We start from the raw sequence: 14,265 nt of genomic DNA on the forward strand, positions 1-14,265 counted from the left end.
CAGTCCTGTGGACGGGGCGGCCGGGGCGGCGCGCGCAAAAGGAATTTCCATGAGCAAACAATTTGACGTGCTGGTCATTGGCGCCGGCCCTGGCGGCTATATCGCCGCGATCCGCGCTGGCCAGCTCGGTCTGAACGTGGCGTGCTGCGAAGGCAACGCCTATGACGATCCCAAGGGCGAAGCCCGCCTCGGCGGTACGTGCCTGAACGTGGGCTGCATCCCCTCGAAGGCGCTGCTGGCCTCGTCGGAAGAGTTCGACAACGTGCAGCATCACCTGGCCGACCACGGCATCACCGTGGGCGACGTCAAGGTGGACGTGGCCAAGATGCTGAAGCGCAAGGACGACATCGTTGGCAAGATGACCAAGGGTATCGAGTTCCTGTTCCGCAAGAACAAGGTCACGCTGTTCAAGGGCTACGGCAAGTTCGTCGGCAAGACTGCCGAAGGCTTCCAGGTGGACATCAAGGGCGAGGTCGTGACGGCCAAGCAGGTCATCATCGCCACGGGTTCGAAGGCGCGTCACCTGCCGGGCATCCCCGTCGACAACAAGCTGATCAGCGATAACGAAGGCGCCCTGAAGTTCGAATCGGTGCCCAAGAAGCTGGGCGTGATCGGCGCCGGCGTGATCGGCCTCGAGCTCGGCTCGGTATGGCGCCGCCTCGGTGCCGAAGTGACCGTGCTGGAAGCGCTGCCGACGTTCCTGGCCGCCGCCGATGAAGGCGTCGCCAAGGAAGCGCAGAAGCTGCTGACCAAGCAGGGCCTGAAGTTCAACTTCGGCGTGAAGGTCAACGAAGTGAAGCCCGGCGCGAACAACGTCACCGTGAACTACACGGACAAGGACGGCGCCGCGCAGACGCTGGAAGTCGATCGCCTGATCGTGTCGGTGGGCCGCGTGCCGAACACCGACAACCTCGGCCTGGAAGCCGTGGGCCTGGGCGTTGACCAGCGTGGCTTCATCGAGGTGGACGATCACTGCCAGACCAAGGTCCCGGGCCTGTGGGCCATCGGCGACGTGGTGCGTGGCCCGATGCTCGCGCACAAGGCGGAAGACGAAGGCGTGGCCGTGGCCGAGCGCATCGTCGGCCAGAAGCCGCATATCGATTTCAACACGGTACCGTGGGTCATCTACACGTTCCCGGAAATCGCATGGGTCGGCAAGACCGAGCAGCAACTCAAGGCCGAAGGCCGCGAGTACAAGTCGGGTCAGTTCCCGTTCATGGCCAACGGCCGTGCGCTGGGCATGGGTCATGCGGACGGCTTCGTGAAGATGCTGGCCGATGCCAAGACCGACGAGATCCTGGGCGTGCATATCGTTGCCGCCAACGCTTCGGACCTGATCGCCGAAGCCGTGGCCGCGATGGAATTCAAGGCCGCCAGCGAGGATATCGGCCGCGTCTGCCACCCGCACCCGTCGATGTCGGAAGTCATGCGCGAAGCCGCGCTGGCCGTCGACAAGCGTCAGCTGAACATGTAAGGCACCGGCCTTCCATGTGAAGCGTTTCCGGCGCGCCATCTGGGACCTCCCGGAGCGGCGCGCCGTTTTTACTTTGTGCCCCCAATCTGCGCACCCGATAGCATGAACGTCACCGAGTATTACGAGCACGAACTTCAGCAGCGCGGCTACAAGTCGGACGAGGCGCAACTGCGCGCGGTCGCGCGACTGCAGCAGTGCTACGACGAATGGGTCGCCTACAAGGCGCGCCGCGGCAACGCACTGAAGAAGCTGCTCGTGCATCCCGAGGTGCCGAAGGGCGTCTATCTCTGGGGCGGGGTGGGGCGCGGCAAGTCGTTCCTGATGGACAGCTTCTATACCTGCGTGCCCGTGGTGCGCAAGACGCGGCTCCATTTTCATGAGTTCATGCGCGAGGTGCATCGCCAGCTCGAGGAACTGCGCGGCCGCGCGGATCCGCTCGACGAACTGGCCAAGCGTATCGCGCGCAAGTACCGGCTCATCTGCTTCGACGAGTTCCATGTCAGCGACGTGGCCGATGCGATGATGCTGCACCGTCTGCTCGACCAGTTGTTCGCCAACGGCGTGCAGTTCGTGATGACGTCGAACTACCGGCCGGACCTGCTGTATCCGGACGGGCTGCATCGCGACCGCGTGCTGCCGGCCATCGCGCTGCTGGAGACGAAGCTCGATGTGCTCAACGTCGACGCGGGCATCGACTACCGCAAGCGCGCGCTCGAGCAGGTGGAGGCGTATCACACGCCGTTGAATCGCGAGGCGAGCGCCGCGCTGCGCGATGCGTTCGTGGCGATCGCGGGGGTGGCGGACGAATCGCCGATCCTGCATATCGAGCACCGCGAGCTGAAGGCGCTGCGTCGCGCCAATGGGGTGGTGTGGTTCGACTTCGCGACGCTTTGCGGCGGACCACGTTCGCAGAACGATTACCTCGAGCTCGCGTCGCAGTTCCATACCGTGATCCTGTCCGACGTGCCCCGGATGACGCCGCGCATGTCTTCGGAAGCGCGCCGCTTCACGTGGCTCATCGACGTGTTCTACGACCACAAGGTCAAGCTGCTGATGTCGGCCGAGGTGCCGGCCGACGAGCTGTACACAGAAGGCCAGATGGCCGGCGAGTTCCATCGCACGGTGTCGCGCATCATCGAGATGCAGTCGCGCGAGTACCTCGAGTCCGCGCGACGGACGGCGGATACGTCGCTGACCTGATAGCGACTCGCCAGAGTTTGACGTCGTGCGTGAGGATTGCTCTCGTTTCGATTTGATCTGCATCAAAGTGTGAGGGCGGGGCGCTACCTACTATTCCGTAGGTAAAAGAGCGCCCCATGTCCCTTGCATGCTTCCATTGCGGCCAGCCTGTTGACCTTGCTGATTCGGTCGGCACCGGCGCGCCGCTCTCACTCTCTCTCGATGGCACCCCGCGGCAATTCTGCTGCGGCGGCTGCATGACCCTTGCGCGAACGCTGCATGCGGCCGGCTTTGGGCACTTCTATGGCGGTGCCGCGCAGGGCATGGGCCGATTCGCGCGGCCCATCGATGGCGATGCACGGCGCGATGCCGAGCTCGTCTGGGCGGCTTATGACACGCCGGAGCTGCGCGCCCAGTTCATTCGCGACATCGGTTCTGACGAAGCCGAAATCACGCTGACGCCCGAGGGTATTCGCTGCGCCGCTTGCGCATGGCTGATCGAGCAGCACCTGCAGCAGTTGCCCGGCGTCGTCTCCGCGGTGGCCAACGTGGCCACGCGGCGCGTGGTCGTGCGGTGGCGGTTGGCGACGCTGCCGGTGGCCAGGATTCTGGCGGCGCTCGCCGATATCGGCTACCTGGCCTGGCCCTTCGAGCTCGGCCGCGCGGATCGCGCCGACCGCCGCGAGCGGCGGGCGTTGCTGATGCGCATGGCGGTGGCGATGCTCGCGATGATGCAGGTCATGATGTATGCGTGGCCGGTCTACACGTACGAGGCCACGATCGATGCGGGGTTGTTGACGCTGATGCGGTGGGCGAGCTTCGTGCTGACGCTGCCGGTGGTGACCTACTCCGCGTGGCCGATCTTTCGCGGAGCGTGGCGCGATCTGCGTGGTGGCCGCGCGGGGATGGACGTGCCGGTGGCGATCGGCATCGCGGCGGGGTTCGCGGCGAGCACGGTGGCTACCGTGCGGGGCAGTGGGGAGGTGTACTTCGACTCGGTCACGATGTTCGTCGCATTGCTGCTGCTGGCGCGCTATCTGGAGCTACGGGTACGGCAGGCTTCCCGCAGCGGGGCGGAGATGCTTGCGCGGCAGTTGCCGGCGACCTGCGAACGCGTGGAGGAGGCGGGCGGCACGGCCGACCCGACATCCGACCACGCTCTCATTGCCGAGCGCATTCCCGTGGCGCGTCTGCGCGTGGGCGATCGCGTGCGCGTCCGGGCGGGGGACGTGGTGCCGGCGGATGGAACCATCGTGCTTGGCGCCAGCGAATTCGACGAGGCAATGCTGACCGGGGAGTCGCGTCCCGTCGCGCGCGGGGTGGGGGGGACGGTGCTGGCGGGCAGCTTCAACAGCGCCAGCCCGGTCGAGGTTCGGGTAACCGGAATCGGCGCGGCGACACGGCTGGCCGAAATCGTCGCCGTGCTGGACCGCGCGCTGACCGACAAGCCCCGCATCGCGGCGCTGGCGGATCGCGTGGCGGCGTGGTTTGTGGGAACGCTGCTGCTGCTCGCCGCGATCACTGGGGTGGTATGGACATTGTGGATCGACCCGGCGCGAGCCTTGCAGGTGACGATCGCGGTGCTGGTGGTGAGCTGCCCGTGCGCGTTGTCGCTCGCCGCGCCCGCCGCGCTGGCGGCCGCAGGCGCCGCGCTGTCGCGCCGCGGCTTGCTGATGACGCGTGGACATGCCATGGAAACGCTGGCTCGCGTCACCGACGTGGTGCTCGACAAGACGGGGACGCTGACGCAGGGGACATTCTCGCTGGTGGAGACTCAGGTCCTCGGCCCGCTGGACGCCGTGCAATGCCGGGCGCTGGCGGCGGCGCTGGAGCGCGATAGCGAACACCCCATCGGCCGAGCGTTGCGAGCGGCGCACGGCGCCGACGGATTGTCGGGCCGGGGGAGAGGGGCCGGGGGAGAGGGCTCACGGCATCCGCACCCGCAGGACGTTCGCAATCTCCCCGGCCACGGCATCGAGGCCACCGTCGGCGCGCGGCGGCTTCGGCTGGGGCACTATGCGTTCGTCACGGCCACATTCGTCACGGCCACGTCCGGCAGCAGCACGCCGTTCCCGCCAGGCATCGCCACCGAGGCTACCACTCCCGTCTGGCTGGGCGACCAGCACGGCCTGCTCGCCCGCTTTGCGCTTGCCGACATCGCGCGCCCGGAAGCAGGCAAGCTGCTGACCAGCCTTCACAAGCTCGGCGTGCGCGTCCACCTGCTGTCCGGCGACCAGGCCGGCGCGGTGCAATGGTGGGCCAACGCGCTGGGCATCCACGATGCCGCAGGCGAACGCACGCCCGAGAACAAGCGCGACGACGTCGCAACGCTGCAGGAACAAGGCAAGATCGTGCTGGCCGTCGGCGACGGTATCAACGACGCCCCCGTGCTCGCGCAAGCCCACGTGTCGATCGCCATCGGCAGCGGCGCCCCGCTCGCGCAAGCCGGCGCCGACGCCGTCCTCATGCACGACAACATCCACACCATCGCCACGGCGCTCATCGTCGCGCGCCGCGCGAGCGCCGTCATGCGGCAGAACCTGACCTGGGCCTTCGCCTACAACGTGGTCGCCATCCCGCTGGCCGCAACCGGCCACGTGACCGCGTGGATGGCCGGCATCGGCATGTCGCTGTCCTCGCTGCTGGTGGTGCTCAACGCATGGCGCCTGTTGCGCGTCCCCAGGGAGGGCTGAAGCATGGACATGCTCTACCTGCTCGTCCCCATGAGCCTCGTGCTGGTCGCGCTGATTGCCGCCGCGCTCTGGTGGGCGCTGCACGCCGGGCAATACGACGATCTCGACCGCCCGGCCGAGGCCATCCTGCTCGACAACGATCGCATCGTCGCCACCCGACACGACAGCGTGACGCTACGCAACGCCCCGCAAAAAAGTTCATCGCAATTTCCTCAAAGTTGATGGAGGTCAACGCCGGGTCTCTGACGGTTCAATAAAGTCGGGTCGTTATCGGGGTTTTTACACTTACCAAGCATTGGGGGTCTGAATGGAAGTCACCACCGCTGCGACTCGCGTGCCAGACCATGCGGGCACGCGCGCGGATACCCGCGCGGGAACCTTCAACTATGGCGTGGTGCGGCAGTTCGCCATCATGACCGTGGTCTGGGGAATCGTAGGCATGGCCGTCGGCGTGTTGCTGGCGGCGCAACTGATCTGGCCGGATCTCAACTTCAATACGCCGTGGCTGTCGTTCGGACGGCTGCGCCCGCTCCATACCAATGCGGTCATCTTCGCGTTCGGCGGCAGCGCGCTGTTCGCGACGTCGTATTACGTGGTGCAGCGCACGTGCCAGGCCCGGCTGTTCTGCGGTCCGCTGGCCGCGTTCACGTTCTGGGGCTGGCAGGCGGTGATCGTCGCGGCCGTCATCACGCTGCCGATGGGCATCACGAGCTCGAAGGAGTACGCCGAGCTCGAATGGCCGATCGACATCCTGATCACGCTCGTGTGGGTGGCCTACGCCATTGTGTTCTTCGGCACGATCCTCCGCCGCAAGACACGGCACATCTACGTGGCCAACTGGTTCTTCGGCGCGTACATCCTGACCATCGCGCTGCTGCACATCGTCAACAACATCGAGATGCCCGCATCCATGTGGAAGTCGTACTCGGCGTATGCCGGGGTGCAGGACGCGATGGTGCAATGGTGGTACGGCCACAATGCCGTCGGGTTCTTCCTCACCACGAGCTTCCTTGGGATGATGTACTACTTCATCCCCAAGCAGGCCGGCCGCCCGATCTACTCGTACCGCCTGTCGATCGTCCACTTCTGGGCGCTCAACTTCACGTACATGTGGGCCGGTCCCCACCACCTGCAATACACCGCGCTGCCCGACTGGGCGCAGTCGCTCGGCATGGTGTTCTCGCTGATCCTGCTCGCGCCGTCATGGGGCGGCATGATCAACGGGATCATGACGCTCTCGGGCGCCTGGCACAAGCTGCGCACCGACCCGATTCTCAAGTTCCTCGTCGTCGCGCTGTCGTTCTACGGCATGGCGACATTCGAGGGCTCGATGATGTCCATCAAGACCGTCAACGCGCTCTCCCACTACACGGACTGGACCATCGGTCACGTCCACTCGGGTGCCCTCGGCTGGGTCGCGATGATCTCGGTGGGCTCGCTCTACTACCTGATTCCGCGTCTGTTCGGCGAGAAGGAAATGTACAGCGTGCGGCTGATCGAATGGCACTTCTGGATCGCGACCATCGGCGTGGTCCTCTACATCGCCTCGATGTGGATCGCGGGCGTGATGGAGGGCCTGATGTGGCGCGCCACGCAGCCGGACGGCACGCTGACCTACGCGTTCGTGGAAGCGGTCAAGGCCAAGTATCCGTTCTACCTGATCCGCCTGCTCGGCGGCATCTGCTTCCTGTCCGGGATGCTGATCATGGCCTGGAACGTGTACCGCACGATCTCCGGGAAGCGCGCGGTGGATGCGCCGATTCCCGAAGGGCTGGCACCCGCCGCCGCGCATTGATAGGGAAGGATCTCCAAGATGTCAGCACAACAACAGAAGTTCTGGTCCCACGAAACGCTCGAGAAGAACGTCGGCTGGCTGATCCTGGCCACCATCCTCGTGGTCAGCATCGCCGGTCTCGTGCAGATCGTGCCGCTGTTCTTCCAGCATTCGACGACGCAGCCCGACCCGGGCATCGCGCCGTATGCGCCGTTACGGCTGATGGGCCGCGATATCTATATCCGGGAAGGCTGCGTGGGCTGCCACTCGCAGCAGGTGCGCACGCTGCAGGCGGAGACCGAGCGCTATGGCCATTTCTCCACGGCTGGCGAGTCGGTGTTCGACCATCCGTTCCTGTGGGGCTCCAAGCGGACCGGTCCGGACCTCGCGCGCGTCGGCGGCCGCTACTCGGACGACTGGCAGCGCGTGCACCTGCGCAATCCGCGCGACGTGGTGCCAGAGTCCGTGATGCCCTCGTATCCGTGGCTCGAGAAGACGCCGCTCGCGACCGACAGCGTGCAGGAACGCATGCGCGCGCTGAAGCGGCTCGGCGTGCCGTACACGGACGAAGAGATCGCGCACGCGCCGGAGGCGCTCGCCGGCAAGAGCGAGGAGGACGCGATGGTCGCGTACCTGCAGGGCCTCGGCATCAATCGCCGCAATGTGCGCATCGACGATGCCGCGCGCAAGGAGTAATGCAATGGCCATGTTGACCGCGATCGCCACCGTGATCTCCATGGTGGTCTTCCTCGGCATCTGCGGGTGGGCGTGGTCCGCGCACCGGCAGGCCGCCAACCACGAATCGGCGCTGCTGCCCTTTGCGCTGCCGGACGAAACGACAACGCGCCCCGACGGGGATCTTCGATCATGAGCGATTTCACATCCGGATTCTGGAGCTATTACATCGCCGCCATCGCACTGGTCGGCATCGTGTGGTGCGTGTGGCTGCTGTTGTCGCAACGGCGCATCGCATCGACCCAGGCCAAGGCATCGTCCCCCATCGCGACCGCGGCGGATACCGGTCATGTCTGGGACGGTGACCTGCGCGAGCTGAACAACCCGCTGCCACGCTGGTGGATGTGGATGTTCCTGCTGTCGTGCATCTTCGCGCTGGCCTACCTGGTGCTGTACCCGGGCCTCGGCGCGTACGGCGGCGTCCTCGGCTTCTCCACGCAGGGCGAACTGGCCGCGCAGCGGAAGGCCGCCGAGGCGACGCAGCATGCCATCTATGCGAAGTACATGCGGATGGACGTCAAGGCCGTCGCGGCCGACCCCGAGGCGCGGGAGATCGGTCAGCGCCTGTTCCTGAACTACTGCGCGCAGTGCCATGGTTCCGACGCGCGCGGCAGCCGCGGCTTTCCGAACCTGACCGATACGGACTGGCTCTATGGCGGCGACCCCGACACGATCCGCCAGACCATCACCAAGGGCCGCAACGGCAAGATGCCGTCGTTCGCGGCGGCCGTCGATGGCAAGCTCGCCGGCGATGTCGCGCAGTATGTGCGATCGCTGTCGGGGCTCGCTTCGGATCCCATCCGTGTATCGCGCGGAGAGAGCACGTTCAAGACGACCTGCGCGGCGTGCCACGGCAGTTCGGGCAAAGGCAATCAGGCGCTCGGCGCGCCGAACCTCTCGGACAACGTCTGGCTCTACGGCAGCTCGGAGGGCGCCATCGTCGAGGCGATTCTCAAGGGGCACGATGGCCATATGCCCGCGCATGAGGAAATCCTGACGCCCGAGCGTATCCAGATGCTGACGGCGTACGTATGGGGCCTCTCCAACCCGGGCCTCTCCAGCCCGGACGGGGCATCGCGATGAACGACAACAGCTGGCGGCCGATGGCGATGCCCGGCGCGGAGAGCTCCGACGAGGCGCTCTACGAAGTCCGGCGCAAGATCTATCCGCGCTCGGTCACCGGTGCCTTCGACCGCTGGCGTGTCTGGCTCGTGGTGCTGACGCAACTGGTCTTCTACGGTACGCCGTGGCTGCAGTGGAACGGCCGGCAGGCGGTGCTGTTCGACCTCGGTGCGCGCAAGTTCTATATCTTCGGCCTCGTGCTGTGGCCGCAGGACGTGATCTACCTGTCCGTGCTGCTCGTCATCTCGGCGCTCGCGCTATTTCTCTTCACGGCGATCGCGGGCCGGTTGTTCTGCGGCTACGCGTGCCCGCAGACCGTCTACACGCAGATCTTCCTGTGGATCGAACGCCGGACCGAAGGCGATCGCTTCGCGCGCATTCGGCTCGACGGCGACCCGTGGTCACTGCGCAAGGTCCGCATCAAGGCGACGAAGCATGCCTTGTGGATCGTCATCGCACTGTGGACCGGCTTCACGTTCGTGGGGTTCTTCACGCCGATCCGTGCACTCGGCGGACAGGTGGCCAGTGGCGCGCTGGGGCCGTGGCAGACGTTCTGGATGCTGTTCTACGCGTTCGCGACGTGGGGCAATGCAGGCTTCATGCGCGAGCAGGTGTGCAAGTACATGTGCCCCTATGCGCGGTTCCAGAGCGTGATGGTCGATCGCGACACGTTCGTGGTCACCTACGACGTGGGCCGTGGCGAGCCGCGCGGCAGCCGCGGCCGCAAGGCGGACCATCGTGCCGCGGGCCTGGGCGACTGCGTGAACTGCAGCATCTGCGTGCAGGTGTGTCCGACGGGCATCGATATCCGCGACGGGCTCCAGTACGAGTGCATCGGTTGTGGCGCGTGCATCGACGCCTGCAATCAGGTCATGGACAAGATGGCCTATCCGCGCGGCCTGATCCGCTACACCTCCGAGAACGCAATGCGCAAGGGGCTGACGCGCGCGGAGGCGCGCGGGCGCCTGCTGCGGCCGCGTGTGTTCATCTATTCGACGATCTGGCTCGCGCTGGTCGCGGGCCTCGCGGTGTCGATCGCGTTACGGGCGCCGCTCAAGGTGGATGTGCTGCGCGATCGCGGCGCGCTGAGCCGCGAAGTGGATGGACGCTGGATAGAGAACGTATATCGGTTGCAACTGATCAACACGAGCGAAGCGCCGATGCACGTGCGCGTGCGCGCAAACGGTCATGACCTGGCGGGCCTGCGCGCCGAATACGACGTCAGCGCCGAGGCGCTCGCGCCGGCATCGAACCGGCTCGTGCCCATTCGCGTTCGCGTGCCCATCGAAGCGGTGCGGGCGGGAACCCACAAGATCGATATCGCGGTCACGGCAGAGCAGGGCGGCCGTCAGGTGGCGGATGTCGTTCAGGCGACCAGCTTCATCGTGCCACGCAATCTCTAGAGGGAGTTGTCATGCAGACGCAACAAGGCAGGCCGTGGTGGAAGGAACCGTGGCCGTGGCTGCTGATGAGCGGCCCGCTGCTGGCCATGATCGGCTGCGGCGTCACGATCTGGCTCGCGGCGCAGCATGCGGACCGACCGGTTCCGGCGGCGGAGCACCGCGGACTCGTGGTCAAGGCTGTTTCTGAAGCGAGGCGCCCATGAACGGCCATACGCGTTGGCGCTGGCTGATGTGGGTGTTGTGGCCCGCATTCCTGGTAGCCGGCGTGGCGACGGCGGCAGTATTCTCGCTCGTCGATCCGCGTGACCTGATGCTGTTCGGGCATCCGCTCGACGCGTCGCGCGAGGCCGTGTACACGGTGGGTTTTCTGGTGGCGTGGGGCCTATGCGCGGTGTCGAGCGGATTGACGCTCTACACGCTGCCAGCGCCGCTGGCGGAGACCGACGAGCTTGCCTAAATCGACCAAACGAATATCCCGGATCGATCGATGCCTTCAGCAACTGCGGCTGTAGATCTGCTTCAGACCGTCCACATCGACGAGTTTCACATGACGCTGGCGGATCTGGATCAGGCCCGCCTCGGCGAAGCGCGAGAACAGACGGCTCACCGTCTCGAGCTTGAGGCCGAGATAGCTGCCGATTTCCTCGCGGCTCATGCGCAGCACGAACTCGGTGGACGAGTACCCGCGCGCGGACAGTCGTGTGGAAAGGTTGATCAGGAACGCCGCAAGCCGTTCCTCCGCGCGCATGGAGCCCAGCGTCATCAGCATCAGCTGGTCCTGCGAGATTTCCCGGCTCATCAGCCGCAGAAACTGCTGCTGCAGCGAGGGCAATTCACTGGAGAGAGAGGTCAGGTCGTTGAAACGGACCACGCAGACTTCGGTGTCCTCGAGCGCCGACGCATCGGAGGCGTGCTGCATCTCGCTGAGACCGTCGAGGCCGACGATTTCGCCGGGCAAATGGAAGCCCGTGATCTGCGAGCGTCCGTCCTCCATCGTGACGTGCGTCTTCAGCGTGCCGAAGCGCACGGCGTAGACCGCCGTCAGCGGATCGCCCATGCGATAGAGCGTCTCGCCCTTGTGCACGCGGTAGCGTTCCTGCACGAGCGTATCGATCTTCTCGAGGTCCTGCTTGTTCATGCCGACCGGCAGGCACAGTTGACCCATCGCACACGTGGAGCAACGGGGGGACATCTCGGTGATCGGGATGGGCGTGAGCAATTGAGACCTATCGGTGAAGCGCGCTCGCGGGGGCACGATGAATGCATTCTAGCGTGCGCGCCTAGACGAAAGCGAGGAACAGTTGATATTTGAGGTACTTTTCAGCGTCTTCCTATTAGCGCTATTCGGTGGCGTGCATTGCGCCGCGATGTGCGGTGGCATTGCACTCGCTGTTTCGCCAGACGCTGCGGAAGCGAAGGCTGCGGGCGCGCCGGTGGCGCTCATCAGGCGGCAACATCTGGCTGCATGGCAGCGTGCGTGGTGGCGTGCATGGTGGCGCGATACGCTCGCCATGCATGCGGGGCGCGTGACGACGTACGCGATGCTGGGCGCGTGGATGGGGGCGATCGGCACGCTGGCGTGGAAGCAGGACGTCCTGCCGTTGCAGCGCGCGCTGTTCGCGTTCGGCAGCGCGATGCTGATCGTCGCGGGCATCGCGCTGATGCGTGGGCGTGCGTGGCGCGCGCCATGGCTCGAACGGGTGATGGCGCGCGCCGTCGGCAGCGTCGATGCGGATGCGCGTCGCCATGGGACCGTCGCGCGGGTGTGCGGCAGCATGCGGGACATGTGGGCGCGCATGAGTACCATGCCGCGCCAGTTCATCAAGGGGTTGCTGTGGGGACTCGTGCCATGCGGCATGGTCTACGCCGCGCTTGCGCTCGCGTTGCTCGCGGGCAACGCGGCATCGGGCGCGCTCGTGATGGCCGCATTCGGGCTCGGCACGTTGCCCAACCTCGTCGCGCTGTCGGGCGTCTCGGGATGGCTCCGGCGCCAGGCAAGACGTCCGGCCGTGCGGACGCTGGCGGGGCTCGCGGTCGCGGGATTCGGGGTGGCCGGGATGGCGAGGGCGGTCTTGCTGCCCGGGATGCTGGCGCGGGAGGGGTTCTGCCTCGTGTTCTGAACGCCCGTGGTGCATATCCGGGGGCGGGTTGCAGCCGCCCCCGGATATGCCATACAATCGCCGGAACCACGGTATCGCGCACGTAGTCTTTGTGGCGTCCGCGGCATCGTCAGTGTGATGCCCCCCATCCGGGGGGATATCGACGGATCCTTGACGGATCCACCCCCACGGTTTCTCTGGTTCAAAAGATCTGGTTCAAAAGACCGGGCCGCGCCGTGGAGAGGCGATGCCGGCCCCAGGGTGCTGTCTGCCCGGGCCCGATATCCGTTGATCTTGCCGTTGCAGCGAGCGGTTCGCGGCGACGATGTCCGCCCCTGAGGGAGAAGGCGCGACGCAAGAGGTCCATCGGCCGGCCACGCCGGACGCCGGACAATCTTCTGCCGGAATGACCCGGCAAATCGATGCATCAAACGAAGTGCACGGCTTGAGTGCGACACGCATGCGAGTTGGCTGCGCGACGAGATGGCGGTGGTAATCGGCCGCTGAATCCGAAATCTCCCGTGCTTTCGGGACGTTGTCCGGAAGCAGGTGCAATACAGGCTGCACGCAATCACATGAATACCCAAGAGGCGAAGATCGTCCTCGAGACCGCGCTGATCTGCGCGCAGGAGCCGCTGCGCGTCAACGATCTCCGCAAGCTGTTCGCCGACGACGTCGGTGCCGACACCATCCGCGTGCTGCTGGAGGAGCTGCGCCAGGACTGGCTGCAGCGCGGCGTGGAACTGGTTGCGCTGGCGAGCGGCTGGCGTTTCCAGAGCCGGCCCGAGATGCGCGAGTACCTCGACCGCCTGAATCCGGAGAAGCCGCCCAAGTATTCGCGCGCGGTGATGGAGACGCTGGCGATCATCGCGTACCGGCAGCCCGTGACGCGGGGCGACATCGAGGAAATTCGCGGTGTGACCGTGAGCACCGACGTGATCAAGAAGCTCGAGGATCGTAGCTGGATCGAGGTCATCGGACACCGGGACGTGCCGGGCCGTCCCGCGTTATATGCGACGACCAAGGCGTTTCTGGACGATCTTGGCTTGCGTACGCTCGACGAACTGCCGCCGCTTGAAGACGCGCAGGCCCAGGTGCAGGCCGCGCTGCTGGACCAGCAGGCGATCGACTTTGAAGAGATCGCCACGGCCAATCCTGAAAACAACCAGGGAAACAACGCTGACGGCAATGCGGAAAGCAGCGCGTCGCCCGTAAGCGGCGACGAGGAAGCCTTCGCGGAGCCTGCTGCGGAGGCGGAAGCGCCGACCGAAGCGCAACCCGGGGCGCAACCGGAGCCGCAACCCGAGACGCAACCCGAGCCGGAAGCGGAAGCCGCGGTCAACGCGGCGGAGGATACCGGCGCGGAGCCCGAGCGCGAGCCCGCGCCCACGCACCAAAACGGCACGGATGACGATGCGCCTGTAGCGCAGGCGAACGGCATCCACGTGGACATCGACGCGTCCGCCGGGGAGGCATCCCAGGCGTCGCCGGACGGCAGCACGCCGCATCCGGCCGAGGACGACGAGCGCGTGTCCAACTGAACAACCTGCAACATCCGATAGTGAATATTTTGTCTGATTCCGTTGAGCAAGACGTCCGCCAGCCGGACGATGCCGGTGCGCCCGACGCATCCGGCTCGGACGGCGCGCCGCGCCGCAAGGGGCTGCGCCGTGGCCTGCGCAATCTGGTGGCGTCCCGCCGCCAGGCCGCCCAGGACCGCGAGCCCGGCCGCGCGGAAGGCGGTGAGGGCGAGGCGTCCGGCGCCGGTGGCGAAGCCGCTGCCGCC

The 14,265-nt window shown here is 66.1% G+C and carries 14 protein-coding genes and 1 pseudogene; 14 read left to right on the top strand and 1 reads right to left on the bottom strand.

Annotated features, from left to right (window positions below):
- Nucleotides 1-49: 49 nt before the first annotated feature.
- The 11 genes from lpdA to KHP16_RS25535 all read left to right on the top strand — a co-directional run bounded on the left by lpdA (nt 50) and on the right by KHP16_RS25535 (nt 10,837).
- Entirely contained in the window at nt 50-1,474 is a 1,425-nt protein-coding gene (lpdA, locus tag KHP16_RS25485; RefSeq protein ID WP_109580765.1) for a dihydrolipoyl dehydrogenase, read from the top strand.
- A 102-nt stretch (nt 1,475-1,576) separates the two neighbouring features.
- Entirely contained in the window at nt 1,577-2,674 is a 1,098-nt protein-coding gene (zapE, locus tag KHP16_RS25490; RefSeq protein ID WP_109580766.1) for a cell division protein ZapE, read from the top strand.
- 116 nt (nt 2,675-2,790) lie between these two features.
- On the top strand, nt 2,791-5,346 hold the full coding sequence (locus tag KHP16_RS25495) for a heavy metal translocating P-type ATPase (RefSeq protein ID WP_211961387.1): 2,556 nt from the start codon (nt 2,791-2,793) through the stop codon (nt 5,344-5,346).
- A gap of 3 nt (nt 5,347-5,349) precedes the next feature.
- A complete protein-coding gene (gene ccoS, locus KHP16_RS28485) occupies nt 5,350-5,568 on the top strand; it encodes a cbb3-type cytochrome oxidase assembly protein CcoS (protein ID WP_244214460.1) in 219 nt (72 codons plus the stop codon).
- Nucleotides 5,569-5,653: 85 nt separating this feature from the next.
- Nucleotides 5,654-7,141: a cytochrome-c oxidase, cbb3-type subunit I gene (gene ccoN / locus KHP16_RS25505; RefSeq protein ID WP_258307844.1), complete on the top strand. Its 1,488-nt coding sequence runs from the start codon at nt 5,654-5,656 to the stop codon at nt 7,139-7,141.
- An 18-nt stretch (nt 7,142-7,159) separates the two neighbouring features.
- Nucleotides 7,160-7,816: a cytochrome-c oxidase, cbb3-type subunit II gene (ccoO, locus tag KHP16_RS25510; RefSeq protein ID WP_211961388.1), complete on the top strand. Its 657-nt coding sequence runs from the start codon at nt 7,160-7,162 to the stop codon at nt 7,814-7,816.
- A gap of 4 nt (nt 7,817-7,820) precedes the next feature.
- Nucleotides 7,821-7,991 carry a cbb3-type cytochrome oxidase subunit 3 gene (locus tag KHP16_RS25515; RefSeq protein WP_109580769.1) on the top strand — a complete coding sequence of 57 codons (171 nt, stop codon included), beginning with the start codon at nt 7,821-7,823 and terminating at the stop codon, nt 7,989-7,991.
- Entirely contained in the window at nt 7,988-8,938 is a 951-nt protein-coding gene (ccoP, locus tag KHP16_RS25520; protein ID WP_109580770.1) for a cytochrome-c oxidase, cbb3-type subunit III, read from the top strand. Before KHP16_RS25515 ends, ccoP begins: the two co-directional genes overlap by 4 nt.
- A complete protein-coding gene (ccoG, locus tag KHP16_RS25525) occupies nt 8,935-10,380 on the top strand; it encodes a cytochrome c oxidase accessory protein CcoG (RefSeq protein WP_211961389.1) in 1,446 nt (481 codons plus the stop codon). Before ccoP ends, ccoG begins: the two co-directional genes overlap by 4 nt.
- Nucleotides 10,381-10,391: 11 nt before the next feature.
- Entirely contained in the window at nt 10,392-10,583 is a 192-nt protein-coding gene (locus KHP16_RS25530; RefSeq protein WP_109580772.1) for a hypothetical protein, read from the top strand.
- Nucleotides 10,580-10,837, top strand: a complete 258-nt coding sequence (locus KHP16_RS25535) for a hypothetical protein (RefSeq protein WP_109580773.1) — start codon at nt 10,580-10,582, stop codon at nt 10,835-10,837. Before KHP16_RS25530 ends, KHP16_RS25535 begins: the two co-directional genes overlap by 4 nt.
- 36 nt (nt 10,838-10,873) lie before the next feature.
- On the opposite strand, the gene fnr is transcribed toward KHP16_RS25535, so the two are convergent.
- A complete protein-coding gene (gene fnr / locus KHP16_RS25540; RefSeq protein ID WP_109580774.1) occupies nt 10,874-11,599 on the bottom strand; it encodes a fumarate/nitrate reduction transcriptional regulator Fnr in 726 nt (241 codons plus the stop codon).
- 82 nt (nt 11,600-11,681) lie between these two features.
- Between fnr and KHP16_RS25545 the strand changes: the two genes are divergently transcribed.
- From KHP16_RS25545 to KHP16_RS25555, 3 genes and pseudogenes are all read left to right on the top strand, one after another.
- A complete protein-coding gene (locus tag KHP16_RS25545) occupies nt 11,682-12,500 on the top strand; it encodes a sulfite exporter TauE/SafE family protein (protein ID WP_121490741.1) in 819 nt (272 codons plus the stop codon).
- Nucleotides 12,501-13,054: 554 nt separating this feature from the next.
- Nucleotides 13,055-14,020: an SMC-Scp complex subunit ScpB gene (scpB, locus tag KHP16_RS25550; RefSeq protein ID WP_211961390.1), complete on the top strand. Its 966-nt coding sequence runs from the start codon at nt 13,055-13,057 to the stop codon at nt 14,018-14,020.
- 29 nt (nt 14,021-14,049) lie between these two features.
- A pseudogene (locus tag KHP16_RS25555) lies at nt 14,050-14,265 on the top strand (23S rRNA pseudouridylate synthase B); the annotation flags it as partial.

Origin of the sequence: Cupriavidus plantarum (genome assembly GCF_905397285.1) — a bacterium.
In the GTDB taxonomy this organism is placed as follows: Bacteria; Pseudomonadota; Gammaproteobacteria; order Burkholderiales; family Burkholderiaceae; genus Cupriavidus; species Cupriavidus plantarum.

Coding starts and splice junctions, on each gene's coding strand:
- lpdA (WP_109580765.1), top strand. CDS start 50: ATGAGCAAACAATTTGACGTGCTGGTCATTGGCGCCGGCCCTGGCGGC.
- zapE (WP_109580766.1), top strand. CDS start 1,577: ATGAACGTCACCGAGTATTACGAGCACGAACTTCAGCAGCGCGGCTAC.
- KHP16_RS25495 (WP_211961387.1), top strand. CDS start 2,791: ATGTCCCTTGCATGCTTCCATTGCGGCCAGCCTGTTGACCTTGCTGAT.
- ccoO (WP_211961388.1), top strand. CDS start 7,160: ATGTCAGCACAACAACAGAAGTTCTGGTCCCACGAAACGCTCGAGAAG.
- ccoP (WP_109580770.1), top strand. CDS start 7,988: ATGAGCGATTTCACATCCGGATTCTGGAGCTATTACATCGCCGCCATC.
- ccoS (WP_244214460.1), top strand. CDS start 5,350: ATGGACATGCTCTACCTGCTCGTCCCCATGAGCCTCGTGCTGGTCGCG.
- KHP16_RS25515 (WP_109580769.1), top strand. CDS start 7,821: ATGGCCATGTTGACCGCGATCGCCACCGTGATCTCCATGGTGGTCTTC.
- KHP16_RS25530 (WP_109580772.1), top strand. CDS start 10,392: ATGCAGACGCAACAAGGCAGGCCGTGGTGGAAGGAACCGTGGCCGTGG.
- ccoG (WP_211961389.1), top strand. CDS start 8,935: ATGAACGACAACAGCTGGCGGCCGATGGCGATGCCCGGCGCGGAGAGC.
- KHP16_RS25535 (WP_109580773.1), top strand. CDS start 10,580: ATGAACGGCCATACGCGTTGGCGCTGGCTGATGTGGGTGTTGTGGCCC.
- scpB (WP_211961390.1), top strand. CDS start 13,055: ATGAATACCCAAGAGGCGAAGATCGTCCTCGAGACCGCGCTGATCTGC.
- ccoN (WP_258307844.1), top strand. CDS start 5,654: ATGGAAGTCACCACCGCTGCGACTCGCGTGCCAGACCATGCGGGCACG.